General features: G+C 34.3%; 25 protein-coding genes and 1 pseudogene. 7 read left to right on the top strand and 19 right to left on the bottom strand.

The genetic code is table 11. The features are described from left to right. Positions 1–458 precede the first annotated feature (458 nt). Entirely contained in the window at positions 459–1,679 is a 1,221-nt protein-coding gene (locus ORL93_RS12970) for a macrolide family glycosyltransferase (protein ID WP_265959112.1), read from the top strand. 95 nt (positions 1,680–1,774) lie between these two features. On the opposite strand, the gene ORL93_RS12965 is transcribed toward ORL93_RS12970, so the two are convergent. The 7 genes from ORL93_RS12965 to ORL93_RS12935 all read right to left on the bottom strand — a co-directional run bounded on the left by ORL93_RS12965 (position 1,775) and on the right by ORL93_RS12935 (position 9,330). Next, entirely contained in the window at positions 1,775–2,023 is a 249-nt protein-coding gene (locus tag ORL93_RS12965; protein WP_018764369.1) for a hypothetical protein, read from the bottom strand. Between the two features lie 96 nt (positions 2,024–2,119). Continuing rightward, positions 2,120–3,508: a class II fumarate hydratase gene (gene fumC, locus ORL93_RS12960; RefSeq protein WP_018782480.1), complete on the bottom strand. Its 1,389-nt coding sequence runs from the start codon at positions 3,506–3,508 to the stop codon at positions 2,120–2,122. Positions 3,509–3,616: 108 nt separating this feature from the next. Beyond that, positions 3,617–4,402: a TerC family protein gene (locus ORL93_RS12955; RefSeq protein ID WP_003206694.1), complete on the bottom strand. Its 786-nt coding sequence runs from the start codon at positions 4,400–4,402 to the stop codon at positions 3,617–3,619. Positions 4,403–4,594: 192 nt separating this feature from the next. After that, positions 4,595–5,998 (bottom strand): Na+/H+ antiporter NhaC, encoded by a 1,404-nt coding sequence (nhaC, locus tag ORL93_RS12950; RefSeq protein ID WP_097794194.1) that lies wholly within the window; start codon positions 5,996–5,998, stop codon positions 4,595–4,597. Positions 5,999–6,455: 457 nt separating this feature from the next. Next, a complete protein-coding gene (locus ORL93_RS12945; RefSeq protein ID WP_097794195.1) occupies positions 6,456–6,986 on the bottom strand; it encodes a cysteine hydrolase family protein in 531 nt (176 codons plus the stop codon). 462 nt (positions 6,987–7,448) lie between these two features. After that, a complete protein-coding gene (locus tag ORL93_RS12940; RefSeq protein ID WP_265959111.1) occupies positions 7,449–8,339 on the bottom strand; it encodes a TIGR03943 family putative permease subunit in 891 nt (296 codons plus the stop codon). Positions 8,340–8,355: 16 nt separating this feature from the next. After that, the gene (locus ORL93_RS12935) at positions 8,356–9,330 is read right to left on the bottom strand and encodes a permease (protein ID WP_306482356.1); all 975 of its coding nucleotides are present in this window, start codon (positions 9,328–9,330) and stop codon (positions 8,356–8,358) included. A gap of 187 nt (positions 9,331–9,517) precedes the next feature. Between ORL93_RS12935 and ORL93_RS12930 the strand changes: the two genes are divergently transcribed. Further along, the gene (locus ORL93_RS12930; RefSeq protein ID WP_097794198.1) at positions 9,518–10,705 is read left to right on the top strand and encodes a GTP-binding protein; all 1,188 of its coding nucleotides are present in this window, start codon (positions 9,518–9,520) and stop codon (positions 10,703–10,705) included. Between the two features lie 85 nt (positions 10,706–10,790). Here ORL93_RS12930 and ORL93_RS12925 read toward each other — a convergent pair whose 3' ends face one another. Continuing rightward, positions 10,791–11,105 carry a DUF3784 domain-containing protein gene (locus tag ORL93_RS12925; protein WP_265959110.1) on the bottom strand — a complete coding sequence of 105 codons (315 nt, stop codon included), beginning with the start codon at positions 11,103–11,105 and terminating at the stop codon, positions 10,791–10,793. A 157-nt stretch (positions 11,106–11,262) separates the two neighbouring features. Here ORL93_RS12925 and ORL93_RS12920 point away from each other — a divergent pair, with 157 nt between their 5' ends. Next, entirely contained in the window at positions 11,263–12,228 is a 966-nt protein-coding gene (locus ORL93_RS12920; protein WP_003196604.1) for a DMT family transporter, read from the top strand. 16 nt (positions 12,229–12,244) lie between these two features. Continuing rightward, the gene (locus ORL93_RS12915; protein ID WP_006094393.1) at positions 12,245–12,916 is read left to right on the top strand and encodes a GntR family transcriptional regulator; all 672 of its coding nucleotides are present in this window, start codon (positions 12,245–12,247) and stop codon (positions 12,914–12,916) included. Positions 12,917–12,978: 62 nt separating this feature from the next. Here the strand turns inward: ORL93_RS12915 and fbpA are convergent, their stop codons facing one another. The 5 genes and pseudogenes from fbpA to ORL93_RS12890 form a co-directional block, all read right to left on the bottom strand. Continuing rightward, positions 12,979–13,149, bottom strand: a complete 171-nt coding sequence (gene fbpA / locus ORL93_RS12910) for a Fur-regulated basic protein FbpA (RefSeq protein ID WP_003196601.1) — start codon at positions 13,147–13,149, stop codon at positions 12,979–12,981. A gap of 191 nt (positions 13,150–13,340) precedes the next feature. After that, a pseudogene (locus ORL93_RS12905) lies at positions 13,341–14,170 on the bottom strand (cation diffusion facilitator family transporter). A gap of 279 nt (positions 14,171–14,449) precedes the next feature. After that, the gene (locus tag ORL93_RS12900) at positions 14,450–15,550 is read right to left on the bottom strand and encodes a DUF4179 domain-containing protein (protein WP_265959109.1); all 1,101 of its coding nucleotides are present in this window, start codon (positions 15,548–15,550) and stop codon (positions 14,450–14,452) included. Next, the gene (locus ORL93_RS12895; RefSeq protein WP_265959108.1) at positions 15,547–16,113 is read right to left on the bottom strand and encodes a sigma-70 family RNA polymerase sigma factor; all 567 of its coding nucleotides are present in this window, start codon (positions 16,111–16,113) and stop codon (positions 15,547–15,549) included. Before ORL93_RS12895 ends, ORL93_RS12900 begins: the two co-directional genes overlap by 4 nt. A gap of 254 nt (positions 16,114–16,367) precedes the next feature. Beyond that, positions 16,368–17,162, bottom strand: coding sequence for a PP2C family serine/threonine-protein phosphatase (locus ORL93_RS12890; protein WP_003196590.1), 795 nt, complete (start codon positions 17,160–17,162; stop codon positions 16,368–16,370). Between the two features lie 162 nt (positions 17,163–17,324). Here ORL93_RS12890 and ORL93_RS12885 point away from each other — a divergent pair, with 162 nt between their 5' ends. From ORL93_RS12885 to ORL93_RS12875, 3 genes are read left to right on the top strand one after another with little or no spacing between them, the layout of a single operon-like run. After that, positions 17,325–17,735 (top strand): MarR family winged helix-turn-helix transcriptional regulator, encoded by a 411-nt coding sequence (locus ORL93_RS12885; RefSeq protein ID WP_006094388.1) that lies wholly within the window; start codon positions 17,325–17,327, stop codon positions 17,733–17,735. After that, complete coding sequence (locus ORL93_RS12880; RefSeq protein WP_097794201.1) at positions 17,719–18,048, top strand: DUF3147 family protein; 330 nt, start codon at positions 17,719–17,721, stop codon at positions 18,046–18,048. Before ORL93_RS12885 ends, ORL93_RS12880 begins: the two co-directional genes overlap by 17 nt. A gap of 14 nt (positions 18,049–18,062) precedes the next feature. After that, the gene (locus ORL93_RS12875) at positions 18,063–18,995 is read left to right on the top strand and encodes an alpha/beta hydrolase (RefSeq protein WP_097794202.1); all 933 of its coding nucleotides are present in this window, start codon (positions 18,063–18,065) and stop codon (positions 18,993–18,995) included. A gap of 46 nt (positions 18,996–19,041) precedes the next feature. Here the strand turns inward: ORL93_RS12875 and ORL93_RS12870 are convergent, their stop codons facing one another. From ORL93_RS12870 to ucpA, 6 genes are all read right to left on the bottom strand, one after another. Then, positions 19,042–19,434 (bottom strand): hypothetical protein, encoded by a 393-nt coding sequence (locus ORL93_RS12870; protein WP_018782488.1) that lies wholly within the window; start codon positions 19,432–19,434, stop codon positions 19,042–19,044. Positions 19,435–19,531: 97 nt separating this feature from the next. Then, positions 19,532–20,116: a histidine phosphatase family protein gene (locus tag ORL93_RS12865; protein WP_033794541.1), complete on the bottom strand. Its 585-nt coding sequence runs from the start codon at positions 20,114–20,116 to the stop codon at positions 19,532–19,534. Between the two features lie 142 nt (positions 20,117–20,258). Beyond that, complete coding sequence (locus tag ORL93_RS12860) at positions 20,259–21,347, bottom strand: serine hydrolase (RefSeq protein ID WP_097794204.1); 1,089 nt, start codon at positions 21,345–21,347, stop codon at positions 20,259–20,261. A 135-nt stretch (positions 21,348–21,482) separates the two neighbouring features. Continuing rightward, the gene (locus ORL93_RS12855) at positions 21,483–22,109 is read right to left on the bottom strand and encodes a cupin domain-containing protein (RefSeq protein WP_003196576.1); all 627 of its coding nucleotides are present in this window, start codon (positions 22,107–22,109) and stop codon (positions 21,483–21,485) included. Positions 22,110–22,280: 171 nt separating this feature from the next. After that, on the bottom strand, positions 22,281–22,442 hold the full coding sequence (locus tag ORL93_RS12850) for a hypothetical protein (RefSeq protein ID WP_003196574.1): 162 nt from the start codon (positions 22,440–22,442) through the stop codon (positions 22,281–22,283). Positions 22,443–22,607: 165 nt separating this feature from the next. After that, positions 22,608–23,402 carry an SDR family oxidoreductase UcpA gene (ucpA, locus tag ORL93_RS12845; RefSeq protein ID WP_003196572.1) on the bottom strand — a complete coding sequence of 265 codons (795 nt, stop codon included), beginning with the start codon at positions 23,400–23,402 and terminating at the stop codon, positions 22,608–22,610. Positions 23,403–23,481: the final 79 nt, after the last annotated feature.

Genomic DNA, 23,481 nt, shown 5'->3' with positions numbered 1-23,481 from the left:
ATCCCTCACCAATCCGACTTTTACGGACAGTTAATCCCCAGCCTAACCTCTTTGCTTTCGCCGAATTTTGAGATGAAGGTTTTACTGCCCGCAAATAGCAGGATAAATGAAACTCCCTCTTATTTCTTATCTATCTGTTTCTCAAGATAACATTACTGCTTCCGCTCTATTCAATCCGCTCCATATAAGTGCAATCTATACCCCCACACAAAATATTTTTTATTTTTATAGACAAAATCAAAAATAGTTTGTTATAATCCGGACAAAAGATAAATATGTTTAATTTTTAATCCGACGTTATTCATCTGAAAATATAATATACATCCACAAAAAATAGAGATTTTATTATGACAATCATCATATTTTGTACGTCGCACTGCTATAGGAATCATTACTGATAAAACCTGTATTCTCTTTGCTAAGGTATGTATCAAACTATATTTACTGGAGGGGTAAAGATGAAAAAAGCGCTTTACATCAACATGGGTGGAGAAGGACATGTAAATCCAACACTTGGATTAGTAAATGATTTAGTAAAACGAGGAGAACATATCACCTATTATTCATCCAATCATTTTGAAGAAAAAATCAAAAAAGCCGGTGCCCAGTTCCGTCCCGTTGATCAAAAGGCACACAGAAAGCTTGCAGAAAGTATGGGTCTTATGGCTTCCCAGCCTCAAGAATATTTATTGCAATTTCTAAATGCAATGGAAATGATCACCGACCCCATCCTAGAAGAAATTTCCAACGAAACGTATGATTATATTATATACGATGCACAGTCTTTACCTGGAAAATGGATTGCCCACCAAAACAAATTATTATCTATTGCAACTTGGACCACTTTTGCATATTCACAAGATCAAAAAATAAATATGTCCCTGACAGGAATAGATGATATGGAACAAAAACAAGAGCATTTGACCATGCTAAAAGCATTTTTACAATTAGAAGAAATCGCCAAACGCAAACAATATTTAGAAAACAAATACGAACTTCCATTATCTTACAACTTCTTACTTTGTCCTGGTTCAGGAGATTTAAATATCGTCTTCACTTCTTCCTATTTCCAAAGGAATAGCAGCGCTTTTAAGAATAACTATATTTTTGTCGGACCTTCCATTACTAAAAATGAAACTGCAAACGATTTTCCAATGAATCTATTAAAAGACACACATGTGATTTACATTTCTATGGGAACGATAATGAACAACCAGCCAGACTTCTATCAAAAGTGCTTTACCGCTTTAAAAGATTTAAAGGTTAAAGTGGTGCTTAGTATAGGCAAACAATTAAAAGCAGAGCAGCTAAAGAATATACCCGATAATTTTATTGTTCGTAACTATGTTCCTCAATTAGATGTACTTCGCCAAACTGATGTCTTTATTAGCCATTGTGGAATGAATAGCACCAGTGAATCACTTTATTTTGAAGTACCCTTAGTTATGCTTCCTATCATAAATGATCAACATACGATTGCTGAACGAGTGAAAGAACTTGGTGCAGGAGCTATGTTAAATATTCAACAACTATCGGCGGAGGATATCAAAGAAGCTGTTAGTGAAGTGTTAAGGAATCCTATTTATAAGAACAATACGAAAAAAATTAGTCAATCATTTCGTAACGCGGGTGGTTATTCTAGGGCTGCTAATAAGATTTTCAAATTTACTCGTTCATGAAAATCATTAAAGATCCATGTTTTCACTAACATAGATCTTTTTTCATAGCCCATAAGCATTATCTTGTAGCTCCAATTACCGGATTTACTTTTAATCTAAACTCTTTTCCTTCTCTCAATAAATTTAAGTGTAACAAATCCTACGATGAAAGATAAAAAAACGAAGAATAATTGTATGTAGTCAACATCAAAGAAGTGATTAGCAGATACTGCTGGAGTTATTGTTGCAACGCTCGTCCAATCCCGTGAATCCTGCATGTAAAAGTATGTGAATATAGTTCTTGGTAACAATTGTAATACGATAAATGTGATCAGCACCGCTAGTGTAGAAATGGCGTATTTCATTCTCCTCACCTGCCTTTCATTTCAAATATTTTACCATGAAAAAAGAGCCAAGATTCTAAAATTAGAACCTGGCTCTCTCTCCATTATGAATTAAAATTATTCTTTCGGCGCAATCATTTTCTTTGGATCTACAATTTCATCAAACTGTTCTTCCGTTAATAATCCTGATTGTAATGCTGCTTCTTTTAACGTTAATCCCTCTTTATGAGCATGTTTAGCAATTTTCGCTGCATTTTCATAGCCAATATGTGGATTTAATGCTGTAACAAGCATTAAAGAACGATTTACATTTTGGTTAATCACTTCTTTATTTGCTTCGATACCAACCGCACATTTATCATTGAACGAAACTGTTGCATCAGCTAATAAACGAGCAGATTGTAAGAAGTTATATGCAATTACTGGCTTAAATACGTTTAACTCAAAGTTACCTTGGCTCGCCGCAAATCCAATTGTTGCGTCATTTCCCATAACTTGCGCTGCAACCATTGTTAATGCTTCACTTTGCGTTGGATTTACTTTACCTGGCATAATAGAGCTTCCTGGCTCATTCGCAGGAATAATAATTTCACCGAGACCACTACGTGGACCGCTCGCAAGCCAACGTACATCATTAGCAATCTTCATTAAATCAGCTGCTAATGCTTTTAATGCACCATGTGCAAACACAACTTCATCATGACTCGTTAATGCATGAAACTTATTCGGTGCAGACACGAATTGTTTTCCTGTAAACTGACTAATTTCCTCTGCGACCATCTCACCAAATTTAGGATGAGCATTAATTCCTGTTCCAACTGCAGTACCACCAATCGCAAGTTCCTTCATATATGTATTGCTATCCGCAATCATACGCTCTGTTTTTTCAAGCATACGATGCCAACCGCTAATTTCCTGTCCTAGCGTTAAAGGCGTTGCATCTTGCAGATGCGTACGACCAATTTTAATAATATTTTGAAACTCATTTGCTTTTTTCTCTAATGTTACTTTTAATTTTGTAATTGCCGGTAACACTTGGTTTTCCACCGCAATCACACATGCAACGTGAAGTGCTGTCGGGAATGTATCATTTGAACTTTGAGACATGTTTACATCATCATTTGGATGAATATGCACATCAAGCCCTTTTCCCTTTAAAATTTGATTCCCCCGGTTTGCGATTACCTCATTCACATTCATATTTGATTGTGTACCGCTACCTGTTTGCCATACAACAAGCGGGAAATGTTCATTCCATTTTCCTGCTAGGATTTCATCCGCTGCTTCTACAATCGCCTGCGCTTTTTCTTCTGATAACTTTCCTAGTTTCTGGTTACTAATCGCAGCACTTTTCTTTAAAATTGCAAATGCTTGTACAATTTCAATCGGCATATGCTCCGTTCCAATCGGAAAGTTTTCTTTACTGCGTTGTGTTTGCGCTGCCCATAATTTATCAGCTGGAACTTTCATTTCTCCTAATGTATCTCTTTCAATTCTGTACTCCATGTTTTCATCCCCTTGAAAATATAATAGCTACGCTTTTATTGTAACAGACTTCCCTTCAAATGATAAGGATTCTCACTCCTGTTTATTCATAATTCTATATTTAAAAAATTATGTTTCAGATGAATCGGGAGATAAAAACCAACCAGAAACGCCAATCGCAATTAATACGATATAAAAAATAGCTTTCCACGTAACCGATTGGGGAAAATCCTTATTAATTATTCCAACCATAGGGTGTGCTAGCGTTGAAATAATAAGTTTCACACCGACCCACCCAACAATCATAAAAGCTGCCGTTTCAAGACCTGGTCTTTCACGCAATATCTTCACGAAATAAGTAGCTGCAAATCGCATAATAATTAAACCAATCATTCCACCAGTTAAAATAACGAAAAATCTCCCTGCATCAAGGCCACCTATCATTCCTTTATTCAAGGGTGTAATTGTCAGTGTAAGGGCCACTGCTGCTAAAATCGAATCAATCGCAAATGCAGTATCTGTAACCTCTACTTTCAGAACTGTTAGCCAAAAACCACTTTTCTTTTTTGGAGTATTTTCTTCAATCTTTTTTTCGTGCTCTCCGTACTTTTCTCTTTGCCACTTCTTTTTTCGATATACTTTAACCAAACTTCTAGCAGAGAGAAACAATAAATAAATTGCACCAATCGCTTGCATCTGCCATACATTCACGAGAAATGAAATTAAAAATAATGACCCAAATCGAAATATGAATGCTCCGAATAATCCATAAAATAAAGCCTTTTTTCTATCATCTTCAGGTAAATGTTTAACCATAATAGCAAGTACAAGAGCATTATCTGCAGATAAAACTCCTTCTAATGCAATAAGAATTAATATAACTCCCCCATACTCCAGCAGTAATGATTCAGTCATATTTCTCCTCCTGTTTTTGATACTATATATTTTGCTTTTTGATAAGGGAAATATACTAATCTCATTAGAAACTGAACAACCCGTAAGTTCTAATCGAACTTACGGGTTAACTTCGTACTATACGATGAAGAATTGTCATCTTCTATAAAAATTAAAAAACTCTAATACACCAATGGAAGGGATGATTTTATATTATGACACTTGCTTCCCTCTTTCAGCATCATCAACATACCAAATGAATTTCCCTGTATATCCGTATATAACTGCCAATGCTAATGATACAAAGCTCATCCACATGAATGGAATGTATGATAATGTTGCGACCCCTAATATACCAGCCATGTAAATCCCATTATCAGACCATGGAACCATACCTGAAGTTAGCGTTCCGCCCACTTCTGAGTTACGAGCCAATATACGACGATCGAGCTTTAATTTATCATAGCTGTCTTGCATAATTTTTGGAGTTAAAATAAGTGATACGTACATTGCGCAGCCGAATACGTTTGCCAGGAAAGCGACGATTAATGTGGACAGTGTTACATTTCCTGCAGAGTTTAGTTTCTTCTCAAATTTTGATACGATTACTTTTAAAACACCGAGTTTTTCAAGTAACCCTCCGAAACCTAATCCAAAAATAATAACTGCTACTGAACCAAGCATACCATTGATTCCACCGCGATTTAGCAACTTATCAATGAAGTCCACACCTGATTCAATAGAAAAACCGTTATATGCTGTTCCAATTGCCTCTCCAAAGTGCATACCTTGGAACAGAGTTGCCCAAACTGCACCGAGAAGCGCTCCCATTGCAATTGTTGGCATTGATGGTTTTTTCATTGCTAATAGTGCGATGACAATAACTGCTGGTACAAGCATCCATATTTTAATATCAAATTGCTTTAATAAAGCTTCTTTTAAAAATTCCACTTTGTTTAAATCAACATTATCTCCACCATACATCCATCCGGCAACTGTAAACATAATACCGGTAATAATATATGCTGGTACATCTAATACAAGCATAGCTCGAACATGTGCAATAACATCTACTTTTGCCATTGAAGCAGCAAGTACCGTACTATCAGAAAGCGGAGATAACTTGTCTCCAAAGTATGCCCCTGAAAGTACTGCTCCAGCAACTAGTGGAAGCGGTAAACCAAGACCTTCACCGATTGCCATCATGGCAATACCAGCTGTACCAACTGTTCCCCATGATGTACCTGTTGCAATGGAAGTAATTGAGCAAATAATTAAGGTTGCTAATAAAAATACACTCGGATGAATAAATTCTAATCCGTAGTAGATCAATGTCGGTACAACACCGCCAGCAATCCATGTCCCAATTAATGCTCCTACAGCAACTAAGATGAGAACAGCTTCTAATCCGTTGGAAATTCCTTTTGTAATTGCATCTTGCAATTCTTGATAACGAAACCCTAACCTTAGTCCAAGCGCAATTACTAAAAACCATGAAATAAATAGCGCTAGTTGAATCGGCAAATTAAAGATCGTTTGAAAGGAAAAGACAACAGCAAGAAATAGTAATAAAAGAATAATGATTTCTGGAATTGATGGTAATCTTACACTTTTCATTTGCTTCTCTCCTTACAAGTCGATAACATGATGTATGTCGCCTAATATGTACTTTTGTATATAATGCACAAAGACAAACTATAATTTTCATATTATTCCGATTTGTTTTTTTAGTATAATAAATATACACCTTTTCTATTGTAAAAGTAGAGCGGACATTTCGCAATGAAAATTATAAAAAATATTGTATTTTTATTTATCATTTTAACCGAGAAGACCCCCTCCTCTAAACGAAGTGAAGGTGGGGGTAGTTCAATACTTACCAAAAAGCCTTATTAAAAAGAAAGTCTAAAAAATAGATTTTAAAATAGAAATCATATGTACAACAATTATTCCATTTTCTAACATTGTTATTTTAGAATTATGTACATCGAAAAATAACATATATGAATAAACAGAAATATCCGCGCTATATTATTTGCCATTCTTAAAAATTCATCCGCAATCAAAATACCCACTAAAATCTAATTTGCTCAGCAGATTTAACATGAGCGAACCATTGTCCAATTACTTGGTTATGATGATCGATAATTTGGGATGCAGATAAGATTGTGGAGTCGTATGTACTATGTCCATCTTCTACAAGAGTAAGATCATATCCAAAACTATAAGCACGTCTACATGTTGCATCCACACAAATCTCAGATTGAATTCCTGTCACTACAATTTGTGTTATATTTCTTTCGTCTAGCTCCTGTTGCAGATTCGTTCTATGAAATGAATCTGGGTGATTTTTCTTAAGAACAATATCCTCTGCTAATGGAGCTATAGATTTATGAATCCCCCAACCTAAAGTCTTTGGTTCAAGTGGTGAACCAACTTTCCCATTATACTTCATATAAAAAACAGGTGCTTGAGCAGATCGAGCTTTTGAAATTAACAACTGAATATTTTCTAACAATTCCTTTCCTTTATATAAAGGTTGCTTCTCTTGAAAAGAACCTGTTTGTACATCAATAATGAGTAATGCTACACAATTTCTTATCATAAAAATACATCCCTCCGAAAGTTTTCCTTCCCAATACAATTACAAAACATATTCACTTATACATTCATATTTTTAATCTATCCAAAATACGCTATCCAATTACGTATAATTGTTTAATAAAATAAAGGTGTAGAGTTTGCTGTAATTTATAAAGTGACAATTCTCTTCATCCCCACTAATTATGAGTTAAAGTAATTGAGGTTTCGGAAAAATAATATCCTGAAGACCAATCCATAAAAAAGCTTTCTTTACCCTAATGAGTAAAGAAAGCTTTTTTATTTAATGTACCAGATCTTTTCTTTTAAAATCATACAGGCTTAATACTCTTTATATATGTTTTGTAATTCTTTTTTTCGATTACTAACTTTCACAAACTTATCCATATGTCGCTTTAGAAAGAAGATACAGTGGGTATGCCTTCACCCCTTATTCCTTAGCAATGCTAATAGCTCTTTCAAATTATCATTGCGGCAAAGCATCATACACATATGGATCCTTCGGCTTTTCCACCTTTTCTACTTTACTTACTTTTACAAGTGGAAACAACGTCCCTTTATATGTCGTTTCATCTAATGTCCCTGTGACTTTCACCCACGTCTCTTCTGACAGAGTGTTTATTTCGTCTCCAGAAACAATCATTCCCCGCACAGAAACATCTGCAATACAACATGTAATGCCGTACCGAGCAACCACTGTTTTATCTCCTTTCACTTCTTTATCATTATATATAAAACCAGTAAATGTAATTTGTTTCCCCTTAAATCCAAGAACATCCTGACCAATTACATCCATCGTTTGAATGTAATTTTTATCATCAACTTGTATTGTTTTTTGTTTCAGCACATTTCTTGCTAATTCTTCTGATGACTGCCCTGATGCAGGAAGATTTTGAATCGGCTCCTCTTCTTTATCAACTAATAACTCTCTCCAATCAGAACTAACCTGTTTCGTTTGTGGCACTTTCTTCTCTACACTCTTTGCCTGTGCATTCTGATTCATTCCTCGCTTTGATGCGAGACTACCATCAATCGTTACATTCGAGAATAAAAATGCACTAACAATAGGAACAAGAAACAAGGCGTATAACAGAAAAACACCCATTTTTGATTTCGGCACTGTTTGAGGTTCACAACAACCACAAGCATTTTGTTTCTCTTCACCATTTTTCCATACTTGTACACATCCAAGAAGAAGTGAAACTGCAAAGGCCGCATATGTGAACTTTATCATTTTCGGTGCAATGAAATGGTCAATATTCCCTGTTACAAGAAGTTTAAATAACAGCATTGCAAAACCAATTAAAATGATACCGCGAATATAACTATGGCATCTTCTTTGTTCTTGATTACGCATTTTTCCCCCTCCTTAATCACATTATCAGCTGAACAACAATATACACAGCCACGATTACAATCCCAATAAACGCGAATACAAATTTCTTTTGGAAATAAGCAAATAACATAAATGTATTTTTAAAATCAAGCATTGGACCAAATACAAGAAATGAAAGAAGAGCTTTAGTAGAAAATATATGACCAAAAGATGCTGCGATAAAAGCATCAGCTGCTGAACAAAGGGATAATACATACCCAAATCCCATCATCACAAATGGTGAAATTACTTCACTATGTGCTACTGCATCAAGAGCATTTCGATCTAAAAACGTTTGAAATAAACTTGCCAAGCACGCACCAATTAATAAATATTTCCCTGTATCAAAAAACTCATCAACTGTATGATTTACAACATCTTTCCAACTCTTTTTTTGTTTTTCATGTATTGGAACTATTACATCCTTTAATACATTTTTCCCATGGTAACAGTAGTACACAACTAATCCAATAAGAAGTGCAACTAGAAAAGTTATACCAAAGCGAGCATATATAATCGACGGATTTGTTTGAAACGCATAAAAAGTTGATAAAAAAACAATTGGATTCATAATGGGAGCACTCACCAAAATAACAATACCAACATGAAGTGGTAACCCCTTTTGAATGAGCCTTCTTACAATAGGAATGATGACACATTCACACATTGGAAATATAACGCCTACAAATGCCGCTGGTAGCATCATAGCGATAGGTGACTTTGGTAGTACCTTTTGAATCATATCTTCCGTCACAAATACTTGAATAATGGAAGAAACAATAACCCCTAATAAAATAAACGGGACTGCTTCAAAGAAAATACTTAAAAAAATTGCATTTACGTTTAACCATTCTTTTGGAATACTCTTGTGCAAGTTTGATAGGCTTGTAAAATCTACAAAAAATAACAAAAAAAGAAAGATAACAATGAGGATCGTACCAATTAACTCCTTTGATATTCTATTAAAAACCAACTTCCTCGCCTCCGTTTTATTCATATTTAAACGTATGCTTGTCCTCTTCTTCTATGACAAATCCCAAACATTTTTCATACTTCACTTCTATTCGTAAATCGTAATCATTATGATTTATTGTTGCATTTCTCTTTAAAATTATTTATCATAAAACGTAATGTTTTCGATTTAACAGGAGGAATATACAATGAAAAAAATACCCATTACCGTTTTAAGTGGTTTTTTAGGTTCTGGAAAAACAACATTATTGAATCATATTTTGACAAATAGAGCGGGCTTAAAAGTAGCTGTCATTGTAAATGATATGAGCGAAGTAAATATTGACGCTGCTCTTGTGAAACAAGGAGGTTTTTCTCGTACAGAAGAAAAATTAGTAGAAATTCAAAACGGCTGTATATGTTGTACACTTCGAGAAGACTTAATTATTGAAGTAAATCGCCTTGTAGAGACAGGAGATATTGACTACATTGTTATTGAATCTTCCGGCATTAGTGAACCAATTCCTGTTGCACAAACATTTACGTATATAGATGAGACACTTGAAATTGATTTAACGAACAAATGTCGTCTCGATACAATGGTTACCGTAGTCGATGCAAACCGATTTTGGGATGATTTTGCAGCTGGTGAAAGTTTACTAGATCGAAAGCAAGCAATTGATGAAACAGATACTCGAGAAGTTATCGATCTACTAATTGATCAGATTGAATTTGCAAATGTTATTCTTTTGAACAAAGTGGATTTACTAGAAAAAGAAGATAGTATGGAACTCTATCGCCTCTTACAAAAATTAAATCCTGGAGCAAAAATCATTGAATCTTCATTTAGCGTGGTTCCACTAGATGAGATTTTAAATACAAATTTATTTAACTATGATGAAGCAAGTCAAGGAGCTGGTTGGATTCAAGAGTTAAATAATGATCACCATACGCCAGAAACAGAAGAATACGGCATTAGTTCTTTTGTTTATCGCCGCAAACGTCCATTTCATCCTGTTCGACTTATGAATTGGTTACAAAAATGGCCATTAGATATTGTAAGAGCGAAAGGTTTTTTCTGGCTTGCATCTCGTAATCACATGATGGGGCTTCTCTCTCAAGCTGGCTCTTCCATTACCATTCAAGGAGCTGGTGAATGGGTTGCAACATTACCTGCAGCTGAGCAACAGCAAATACTTAGGGAAGAACCAGAAGTCTTAAAAAATTGGGATGATCAATATGGGGATCGAATAACAGAACTAGTCTTTATTGGAGTTGAAATGAATCAATATGAAATTGAACGCTCTTTGGATACATGCTTATTAACCGGGGAAGAAATGAATCAGGAGTGGGATGATTTTGTTGATCCAATTCCCCCTTTTACCGTTGTCTCATAATACAAAATTCATAAGATTACTAACTATAAAGTGATTTCAAAAACAAGATGGCTTCCTCAAAAGGTTACCATCTTGCTTTCGTTTATCATTCAGATTTATGAGGCTTATTTATTACATTAGCCCATATAACAAGTACAATTGTACTTATAACAACAAAAATCCCATACCCAACCCCTGCAGCATCACCAATTGATTCTAGTCCAAATGGTAACAGAGCGGTAGTAATTCCTATTACGTAAGAAAAAATCCCAGATATTTTTGCAAGTTTCTCTTTATCCCCCACGAAAGTCTCTTCTTGGTATCCTGCAATGAGAAATAATCGCTTTTTTATATGAATTTGGTATCCCATAATAATGATTAACATGCCCATAAGAAAACTGATTATAAATCCACCGATCATCAAATCCCTCCTTTACAATATTTTACCATAATTATAACTATTACATGTCTATCTTTAATATTAAAAAATTCTGTTTATTTTTAATATTACTCGTGATATATTACATATTGTATTCAATATTTCAATTAGATTTTCTTTCTGAAAGGAGGACCCAGCTATGGATTCAGGAAGATTGAAAGGCATTATTATGGTCATTACAGGTGCTAGTTTATGGGGATTATCCGGGACCGCTGCACAACAACTGTTTCAACAAGAAAATGTTTCTACAGAATGGTTAGTTACAATTCGATTACTTATATCCGGAATTATTTTGCTCTTATTCTCCTCATTTGGCAGTAAAAAATCAGAAGTACTTGGCATTTGGAAGCAAAAAGCTGAGGCAAACAAAATAATTCTGTTTGGATTGTTAGGTATGCTTGCTGTACAATATACCTATTTTGCTTCTATTCAGGAAGGAAATGCTGCAGTCGCAACATTGTTACAATATTTAGCACCAATATTTATAACTGTTTACCTTATCTTTAAATGGAATATTCGTCCTACTAAAATCGATTTTATTTCTATCGTACTATCTTTAATCGGGACCTTTTTCTTGCTAACGAATGGATCCATTGATAATTTAGCTGTTTCAACACCAGCTATCGTTTGGGGCATTTTATCCGGTTTATCACTAGCATTCTATAGCCTTTATTCAAAGGAATTATTAGAGAAATGGTCTTCATCTGTCATTGTTGGATGGGGGATGATTATTGGAGGAGTTGGTGTAACCGTCTTACATTTTCTCTCCACGAACGAGTTTATCTTATTATCTGGCATGAAATATTTTCAGCCTAACAATCTTTTTCTCATTACATTCGTTGTTATTTTCGGCACACTCATCGCATTTTATTTATATTTAGACAGCATACGATATCTTACACCGAAAGAAACTACATTATTTGGTTGTACAGAACCACTTGCAGCTATCATTTCTTCTATTCTCATTTTGCATGTTCCGTTTCAATCGTTCCAATTTTTAGGCGCTCTTTGTATTATTGTAATGGTACTTGTACTAAGCCAAAAGCCAGATGAAGGAAAACCGAAACTACGACTTGCCGTTACGAAAAAACAAAACATAAAATGAAAGGAACTGTTCGATCATGCCTATTCCTCAAAACTATCGAAAGCAAGAAAGAGTATCTGCTAAATCCCTCGTTTTAAACCAACTACAAGATTGGATTATTGAAGGTGTTTTACAACCTGATGAAAAGATTAATGATGGAGAGCTAGCTGAAGCTTTAGGTGTGAGCAGAACACCGGTTAGAGAAGCACTGCAAGTGTTAGAACTTTCAGGACTGGTCGAGATGGTTCCAGGACAAAAAACAAAAATCACCCCTATAAAATTAGAAGATGTATCTGTCATTTATGAAACGATCGCTGGCCTTCATACCATTATTGGAAAACAAGCAATTCATCAAATAAACGACACCGACCTGATAAGACTTTCTGAAATAAACGAGGCATTTCAAAATGCTATAGATGAAAAAAATTCAAAACAAGCATTAAACTTAGATATACAATTTCATAATACAATCGTATCAATCGCTAAAAATACATATATCGAGCCTTTCTTAGCAAACATACAACTTCATGTGTTACGTCTTGAATACCTTTTTTTCCAAAACTTCATTCCTGCACGTAAATCGATTGAAGAGCACAATTTAATAATTGAGGCATTAAAAAACCAGGATGCAGCACAAATAGAACAAATCATGTCTCAAAACTGGTTACGACCAATGAAAGAAATCCAAAAAATAATCTCTATGAAATAATGAAAAGAGCCGTTTACGTGTTCTCTCAACACAAACGGCTCTTCCTTTACAATTCTATATAACTATGCGCGAATCTCGGCATATTTCTCAATGTCCCTATACTCTTTTTCTAGTTCCTCTAAAGAAAGCTCGTATAATTGTCGATCGAGAATTTTAAACACACCCGCCCCAATTAACTGATCAATTAACTGCCTCTTACGATTTTCAACAGCAAAACGGAGTTGACTACTCATCTTTTAAAAACTCCTTTCCACAATCATTGAAAATGATAATCTCTATCAATTACCACTTTGATTATAAAAGATGATATTTTAGAAGTAAAGTAATATCATGAAATATTTACCTTACAAACTGTTTGTGGCCACATTATATATATGTATGTTTCCTAAGATGGTTTATGACACTTTTTATCATCTTTTTTCTTTCATACTTTGCAAAGTGGTTCTTTATGGATAGAGTCCCTCTCTATTTCTATTTGAATCGTAACATGTTCTACATGAAAACTGTCCTTCAATAAACGTATTGCTTCTGCTAATACACTTTGTGCTTCCTCACCTTTTTCTATAACAAGATGACACGTTAAAACTTGAAAATCTGATGTAACCGACCATATGTGTAAATCGTGCACTTCTTTTACAATTGCAATGTTTAATAATGTATCTTTCACTTCTTCCACATCAATATATGAACGGTTTCATGTGTTACACGCCAGCCACTTATAATGACTAAGATGGAAACGAGGATACTGGCAATTGGATCGGCAACTGTCTAGCCAAAAAATTTAATAAGTAGCGCTGCAATAATTGCTCCCACTGATCCTAATAAATCACCTAAGACATGCAAAAAAGCACTTCGTACATTTAAATTTCCTTTCACATCTCCGCCTCGCATTAAAATCCATGCTGACGTAATATTAATGAACAAACCGAAAACAGCAATCATTAACATGCCATTGCTTGCAATCTCTACTGGTTCATGAAAACGGCGAATTGCTTCGATAAAAATGTATATCGAGATAGCAATAAGAACGCCACCATTGCACAATGTGGCTAATATTTCAATTCGCTTATACCCATATATTTTGTCTAAAGTCGCCTTTTTTTCTCCAATTTTAAAGGCAAGTAAACTTAAAGCAAGAGAGACTGCATCACTTAGCATATGCCCAGCATCTGATAAAAGTGCTAAACTATTCGTTACAAATCCACTAATAACCTCAGCAATCATAAAACTTGTCGTTAATATGAATACAACCATTAACGCTTTTTTATTTTGTGAATGACCATGATTATGTGAATGTCCCCTATAAATACCCCTTCAATAATAATTCCAGCATTCTATTATGCAACAAATATTACTAATTTATCATGATTTATCCATTTCAATTCATACACCACGAGTCACTCCTTTACTTAATTTCTTCGTGATTGTTAACACCAGTTCCTTGTTTCCCCGCAAAAAATATAACTATTTATTGTTTATAGTGGTTTCATGAAAAAGGACTGCCTTGTGTAAACAAGACAGTCCTTACACCTATTACTTCTTCAAATCAATCACAATATCATCTAAAACAATATCTTTACTTTTTGCTTCTTTTTTAGGTACTTCAATCTTCTTCTCTTTTCCACCACTCATTTCTACCCCGCCATGGTTTTCAGGAGTATGAACTCGCAAATTAATCCGGGGAGTAATAATTAGTTTCGTTGCATTTTCATTGAGCTTTTGAAATGTATCACTCCAATGAATATTATAGGAATCCTTACCTGATCCACCATTTCCTTCTCCAGAATAATGATTACCTAAATCATCTTTAACTTCCAACTCAACATCTACAGCATCCCATTCCTTCCTTGTATTTTTAGAAACTTCTTGATTGTAATAAAGAATAAACGTTATCGGTGACACTGCCACCTTTTCCATATTTACTTTTACGCCTTCTTTTTCGGAACTTCCACTAATTATTTTTTCTTTACTATCCATTGCCTTTACAGTAAGAGCAAAATTCCAATTCCCTTTTATTTCTTTCTTTTTATCCGGTATTTCTATTTTGTCTATATTCCATCTAAGGTTTATTTTGTCTTTTTTATTACTGCTATGATGTGTCTTTGTCGCCATACCTACATACTTTTTATCTGCAACTTTAGAAATTTGAGAACTTCCTGTTCCTCCATCAGACCCCATTATATCTAACCCACCTAATATAATTGGGTCATCTCCTAAATCTTGCTCACTTTCCATTGAATATGTTATTGATACAGTTCGTCCATCAGAAATCACATCATTGATTGTTATTTTAATCCCATTACTTTCCCTCACCATATTTAACTCAGTAGAAAATTCTTTATAATTTTCATAAAGTCCCGTTCTACCATTATCTAAAAATCGAAAAATATTACCTACAATCGGAAGCCCTCCTGCATAAGTAGGAAATCCAATTCCAAGTGTTGCAACTGACAACCCTACTAAAATAGATGCAACAGCGACAACCTTTTTCCAGTTCTTCGTTTTTTTCTTTATATATATAGCCTGTTTTAAGTTACGTTTCACTTTTTCCTTTTCAAATTCATAAGCCTTCATTTCCTCTAATTCTTTTTCATCTATATCAATGTCATTTAACAGCTCGTAAATGTCTTTCATATTACACTACCTCCTAAACTAAGATTCGTAGCATTTTTTTGTAATTTCTTTTTCCCTCGATAAATCCGATTATCTATCGCCGCTCGCGTTAAACCGAGCTTTTCTCCTATTTCCTCCGTCTTTAACCCTAGAAGAAATTTCATGATAAAAATCTTTTGATCTATAGGCTCTAATTGATTAATTAACTTTATCAGTTCATCCCTAGCTTCCATTATAATCAGTTCATCTTCTATCGATTTTCCTGTATTTACATCAAAATCATCTGAGGTAACCTCAACTTCCTTAATGGATTTTCTATAGTAATCAATTGCTTTAAACTTAGCAACCACTGCAATCCATTTCTTAAAATCTTCCGGCTCTCCATGAAACCTGTTTGCATTATTCCAAACTGAAAGAAAAATATCATTGATACATTCGTCTATAAGTCCATCATTTTTAAGCGGAATAAGAACCTTATGTACGATTGCTTTTATTAATGACAAATAAGTATCGACAATAAACTCTAACGCATCTTCTTTTTGTCGCTGCAGCCTTTTTATAAAATTTTTCTCATTTGATTTCATTTCGCAATTCCCCTTATTTTTTTGTAAAAGCTTTTACACCCTATATAACGTACAGGAAAATTTTTTCTCTCATATTTATAATCATTTTTTCATTTTCATAGAGTAAATGTGTTTCCACATATACAATAAACCTTCGATACACTAGAAATATACTGAAGGTTTATTTGCATTGGATTATTTAAATTTTACGTTTATTCAAGAAAAAGAAAATGAGCTTAGAATGGATTTATCCTAAGCTCACTTTATGAAAAATATTAATTCGCATATTCTCTATTTTCTGTATCAATTGACCACCCAATGATAGTCGCACAATCTCTTCCCTTCCATTCAAGCACATTCGCTAATGCAGGTTCAATCTGAAGAGAATCTCCTTTATGCAGTACTTCAAGTAAAGATTGATCATCATCAAACGTTTGCTTATCACACTCTAACACACCGTCTGTCGCCAAAACAATATGATTCATTCCCTTCTCTAATCCACGAACCCCAGAAGTGAAGCAGGGCGAATTAGCAGCAAAAACATTTTTCCTTCCAATATATTCATAAAATTTACGTTTATTTAATCTCCCTTTTCCATTCTGTAATTGTTCCGAATGAAATAAATAAGCAAAGCACTCTCCTACTGATAACCAATATAAAAATTCACCTTTTCGTAAACAAATTAAGCACGCGAGTTCTTCATTCTCTTGTTCACATTTCTCAATAAATAACTCATCTGTAAATAACGCTAATAAATACATATGTGTATGATGAAACGCAAGATGAACTGGATATGAGAATAATTCTTGTAATTTCTCTTTTCTTTCAGAAATTGCTTCTATTATATAATGTATATTTTTCGTTTTATGATGAGCATCAAAGATCATAACAAATTCAAATTCTAATTGCGGATCCCACCAAGCTAGTACTGCATCTCCTCTTTCATACGCATCACTCTCTTGATTCCCGCCATATACACCAACTGAAAGAGGACCACATTTTTCAACATGTATTTGGTCTAAATACATCTTTTCATGACTAATCCATTTAAATGTATTCACTTCTATCATCCTCTCTCTTGCTATTTGTATGCCTTTACATTAAGAGTACCGTATATTTCAAGAAAAATAAACTTTTTCAATAATTTTTATGCAAATAAAGGAATTTACTTCTTGCAAAACGAATATATCGTATTATAAGATATAAATAAAAAATGGAGGAATATTATCATTATGAAGAACATCAATCAAAATTGGGAAACCATTTATTATCATTTACGGTATGAATATGAAGATAATCTTTCTCACCAAGCCATTCGGATTCTTCAAATCATTTCCCGAGAAACGGAGACTACAATTGGTAAAGTTGCATCTGAATTAGGCTTATCTCATAATACAGCATCAGAGCATGTGAAACGCCTTATTCAAAAAAGATTCGTTATAAAGGAGCGAAATAAACAAGATGAACGAGTCGTTAATCTAACATTGACTACAGAAGGTAAGGAAGCGTTAACGAAACATACATTATTAGATGAAGAAAAATTAAAAGTATTAGAATCTCAATTTTCAAAAGAAGAACAGCAATTAATTGAAAAGGCTTTTTCATTACTAGCAAAGGAGTCAAAATATGCATTTCCTCGTTAAAGTAATCGTTTCCGCCCTCATCATCGGTGGTGTAACTGAGTTTGCCAAACATTATAGTACAATTGGTGGTTTTATCGCTGCCCTTCCACTCATCAGTTTGCTTAGCTTGTTTTGGCTTTCATTTGAAGGTGGGAGCAAACAAGATTTAAGTCAATTTACTTTAGGAGTATTATACGGATTTCCTGCATCAGCACTTCTATTATTTGTTGTTTATATTGGATTAAAAAATTCTTTTTCACTCAGTTCCTCTGTACTATTCGGTGTAGGCATTTGGTGTATCGTATTTGCTTTTCAAAAAACATTTCAATCTTAGTGGAGGCTATTACCATGAATCGTTTTGTAAAAGTACGTGGAAAGAAAATAGAAGTTTGCACAATGGGAAATGGCTCTCAGACCGTTGTAATTCAAACAGGGATGGGATGTTCCTTTTATGATTGGTTCCAAATTGCAGAGAAGCTTTCTTCAAATTATACCGTAGTTCTATTTCACCGCCCTGGTTATGGGAAAAGTGAACTTGGTAACGAACCACGTACAACACTACAAGCAACAAAAGAATTACAGGAACTATTACATATGTTAGCTATTCGACAACCCATAATTTTAGTTGGTCATTCTTATGGAGGGTTATGTGCGCAACATTTTGCTATGGTACACCCCAATCAGTTAAAAGCTTTGATTCTTGTTGATTCTACTTCTGTAAACTTACATCGATTAGATGAACTGGATTTACCTACCTCTGATCAAACCGATTCGGATGATATATGGCTACAAAAATATAGGGATTATTCCAATATGAATGCCGACGCACTTCGTGCAGAACTAGACTCTACATTAAATCAATACAGTCACTTGTCACCATATAAACAAAAACAATACGTGAAATTCCTTACATCACCTTTCTTATATAAGGCTACTACTTCTGAACTTTCAGAGTGGAAATCTTGTGCACATAGAATAAAACAACTTAGAGTCACATTAAAAATACCATTAATCGTCATTGGAAGAGATCCCAATCATTCTATCGGGCAAATGATTCAAGAAGGAATGCCTAATGAAGAAGCTAAAAAGCTTGAAAAAACATGGCAAGAACTTATTCAAGAACAACGTATGCTCTCCCAAAACAGCCGATATATTCTCGCTCAAAATGCTAGTCATGGAATCGAAAGTGATCGCCCTGATATCATAATTCAGGCAATCCATTCCTTCGAAGTAAGTGACGTACATGACCCTGAAAACAATGAGCATTCTAGAATTAAATAAACATGCAAAAAAGAAAGCAGCCTTCACTGCTTTCTTGTCTTTTCATCTATTCATAACCTTCCTCGTCTTCATCACCATCATAATACGAGTTTCCATTATTCACATATATAGGTCCATTCGCAACATCAATACGAAGTACCCATGCCCAAGGTACAGCTAAGCGTTTATGTAATGCCCGCCAAAACCCTATTGACTTTCTTTCATACTCCTGGAACTCCTGAAGTATATCCTTGTAGGAGGAACCGTCTAGCTGAATATTTGCTTCTAGTAAACGAGAATAGGCATAGTGCTGTAATTCGAGTTCGGCAGCAACTTCCATCTCTTCTGGTGTTGCCATACCAATAATTGTTCCATCAGGTGGCACAATTTCATATACGTTATGAACTTCAATGAGCCCTTCTGGTGGATGATCTACTAACCCCTTCTCTTTCTCAAACATGTAAACAGCCTCCTTTATCATGCATTTTTTTATGTTACAAAAGCATACTTCTCTAACAAACCCGTTCTTTCCTGCTTTCTCGATAAAATTTTACAAATTATTCACATGATGACCTGTTTCTATATTTCAGTTTACTTTCTACTCTTGCAGTAGAAAGTAAACTCTCTTCATTAAAAGTCAATTTATATACATCTGGCATGTCGAGTGTTTTCCAAAAATGATAATCATATGTAGAATCAAAATAATTCATTATTAATACCATAATATTTCCATGGGTACCAACTACAATATTTTTCCCTTTATATTGTTTTAATATATTTTGAATACATGTAACACCACGCTTTTGTGCAATATCATTTGATTCCCCGCCTTTAAACGAGAAGATGGGATTCTCCCACACCTTCATAATTGCTTCCTCAAAATCTTCTACCGGTTCTTTACTTAGTAGTCTCTCACGCAATTCTTCTTCAATTTGTATTGGCAATTGGAATTGGTTTGCAACCCCTTGAACCGTTTGAATCGCTCTTTTGTATGGACTAGAAATTACAACATCAATTTTCTCTTCTTTTAATAACTCTGCCACACTTTGCGCATCATTCCGTCCTTTTTCGGATAATGGACGTTCTCTTTCTTCCGGTGTATATATAGAATGGGCGTGACGGACAAAATATATATGAGTCATGAAAACCCTCCTTTTATTTCCTCTTCTATCCCATTGATTCTATTAGATATAGACCAATTCCTTTCAATATTTTTTGCTGTATAACAAACAAAAGGCACTTCATGAAAAAAGCACCTTTTGTTTACATAATAAAATTATATTGTTATAACTTTTTTCTAAATTCCTCACTCATTACTACAGATCGAATAAAATAATCTAAGTTATTCTTAAGTTTTTGTAATTCCATAGAATCTAAATCATTAGACATAAAGACTATTTCAACCTTGTTTCCTTCTTTATCTGTACCATAAAAACTATTTGTCAATACAAATGGAGTTGAACCTCCTTTTTTACCAGCATGTTCATATATACTATCTCCAACAGTCCCATTAAAAATCTTCTCAATCTCATCTTGCATTGGCTTTGGAAAAGCATTTCTATTATTGATTTTCCCTATTAGACTCATGTAGTCTTTTGCAGTTGCCCTTACTAACCTATCAGACCAAATACGTTGAAATTCCATGTCAACTTTTAATGGTATATTGTGTTTTTTCCATTCCGCTTCATCTTTCATCCATTCATGTATTTTCAAAGCATGCTTTCTATATTCATCCATAGACATTTTACGTAACACTTCTAATGATTGATCTTTAGGTACATTCAGTTCTTTTTCTACATACCCTCTCATATATAAGGGGGATGTATATGGATAGAATACATCATGGCTATTTAGCTCTAATTCTTTTAAGCTATTATTTATTCTTTCGAGTCCTAATTTTTCTAATAAATAGGTTGTATTTGCATTAGAACTAAAGTGAATCATACCTCGGGCTACTTCTTCTAAAGAAAGCTTTTCATTTTTTATTGCATTTCTTATTTTTGCATCCTCTAACCATGCAGGATGCGCTCCAGCATCTGTGTCTGGTACGTAGTATTTTTCTAAATCTTGTAATGGAATTTGCTCCTGTGGATTTATCTTTTCTTCTGAAACTTGTTTTGCAAATTCCACTGCTACTACTATTTTTGCCATACTTGCTAACGGTAGTTTTTTATTTTCATTCACAGTAGCTAAAATTTCACCATTTCTTCTAATCATTAATGAACATGTTTGCTCATTCTTATGCTCTTTTATGTAATCTAGCACATAGTTTGGATCTTCTTTTGAATAGTAATATTCCATAATCGCTAAAATCGCTATGATGATTGCTATAATAATAAAAATACTCCATCCTATAACCTTTAACACCTTCACTATATTGCTCCCCCTAACAAAATACCTTTTATCAATATATTCATTATGTCAAATGTATAAGGGGGTTTTATGTAAAAAAATCCAGTGTTTTGCTAGAAACACACAAATGAAATAGCCCTCACTCGAGAACAAGGGCTACTCTATCTCACACGAAGTCACCTCTCCGTTTAATACAACCACTATATCAGACCGCTGTTCATCCGTAAAACGCTTTAAATTAGGTGGTCCAATCACAACAGATTCTTTAATAGGTGCAAGATCCTTAGCTAAATGTTCAGCATTAACACCGTAAGCGACTTGGAATACTTCTGGTGGGGTCATTCTAAGGACATCTGAACCCTCAGCTGTTTCAAATTGATCATTATTGAAGAAGAGATGTAAATGGGCTTCTTCTGATACAGCCGTAATCCAGTGCCACCAACCCATTGGAATAAATACCGTTTGCCCAGCTTTCGCTCGATAATTTTGCAGTTGATTCGTTTCTGGATTTAAAATAGAAGTAATTGCTTCTCCAGAAACGATGACATCTAATTCCCAAGCGTTTGGATGCCAATGTGGTTCCCTCATATGACCTTTCGTCATAAAAAGATCGACAAACGCTCCTCCAATCATTGCTGGTAATTGTGTTGAAGTCACTTCATAAGCAATATTTTTATCATCTCGTTTAAAAAATATATTTTCCCGTGAGTCAAAGAAAAGATTTGGTGTCCCAGAACTTTTCTTTAAGTTTTTATTATCTGGAACATATCCTGAATTAGCCATTCGATCCCTCTTTTCTATTCCCAACATTTCATACTTAACATTGTATCGTATGGAAGAAATCAAACTGATGTGCCTATCTACTATCGTTTTTACATAACAAAAAAACATGCTCCACAATGCTAGCATGTTTTGTGATATCCTTCACATTGTTTAACTAAAAAATAAACCTCTTTACTTACCATGATGTAACATTAAATCGCCAAGTTCTTCTTCAATATGATTTAACTTTGCAATCCCTTCTTTCCATTTGTGGATATAACGTGAAACTCCAAAAACAAATAAAGCAATAATAGTAGAAAGAATAATACCATATACGATAGCTACTGTACTCATAAGTTACACTTCCTTGTAATAGGTTATACATTTATTATATTCCTTTTTTTGATGAAATAGTGGAAATTCAAGTTATTGTAACAAAATTGATTTTTCTAATTATACAAAAAAACACCCTAATAGGAGAAACCCTAAAAACATTAAGATTCCTCCTATATTTAAATATTACTCCACACCAACAGAAACTGTTTCTGGCAATGTACTTCCACCATCAATTACAATGTGTGTTCCTGTTATGTAACTTGATTCGTCAGATGCAAGGAATCCAGCTAATTGTCCTACTTCTTCAATTTTCCCTAAACGTCCTAACGGAACACCTGAAGCGATTCCATCAATAACACTATTCGGTTCATTTGGATCAGACTCATTTGCAATTTGCTCTGCCATTGGCGTCATAATATAGCCTGGACAAATCGCATTTACCGTAATATGATGCTTGGCTACTTCACGTGCTAACGCTTTTGTAAATCCCCAAATAGCGGCCTTGGTTGTCGCATAAGCTGTTTCTCCTTCATCTGCAACTAGCGTTCCTGTTACAGAAGACATGTTCACGATTTTTCCATAGTTTTTCTCAATCATATATGGCAAGACTGCTTTAGAGAAGTTCCACACACCGTTAATATTTACTTGAAATTGAAAATCACGCATTTCATCTGACATCTCTAAAAAGTTAGCAAGACGAATAACTCCTGCGTTATTCACTAATATATCAATCTTCCCATATTTTTCGTATACATCTTTTGCTATTTCTTTTACAGCTGCAAAGTCAGTTACATCTACTTCGTAACTAGCTGCTTCTAACCCCTTACTAACAATTTCTTTTGCTGTTTCATGAACCTTTTCTGAAATATCAACAAGTAATACTTTCGCTCCTAATTCAGCAAATACATGGGCAATTCCAGCACCATTCCCCATTGCAGCACCGGTAACAAAAGCAACTTTTCCATCTAATTTTCTCATTTCATAGCCCCCTTATGATTTGTAGAAAACTTTTCCAACAATTTTATTATACCAAATATTTCCTGTGTTTTTTTATTTC

The sequence above is a fragment of the Bacillus sp. DHT2 genome, from assembly GCF_026241455.1.
GTDB classification, from domain to species: Bacteria; Bacillota; Bacilli; order Bacillales; family Bacillaceae_G; genus Bacillus_A; species Bacillus_A pseudomycoides.
The sequence above is the reverse complement of the archived record's forward strand: the minus strand, read 5'-3'. Positions and strand labels throughout refer to the sequence as shown.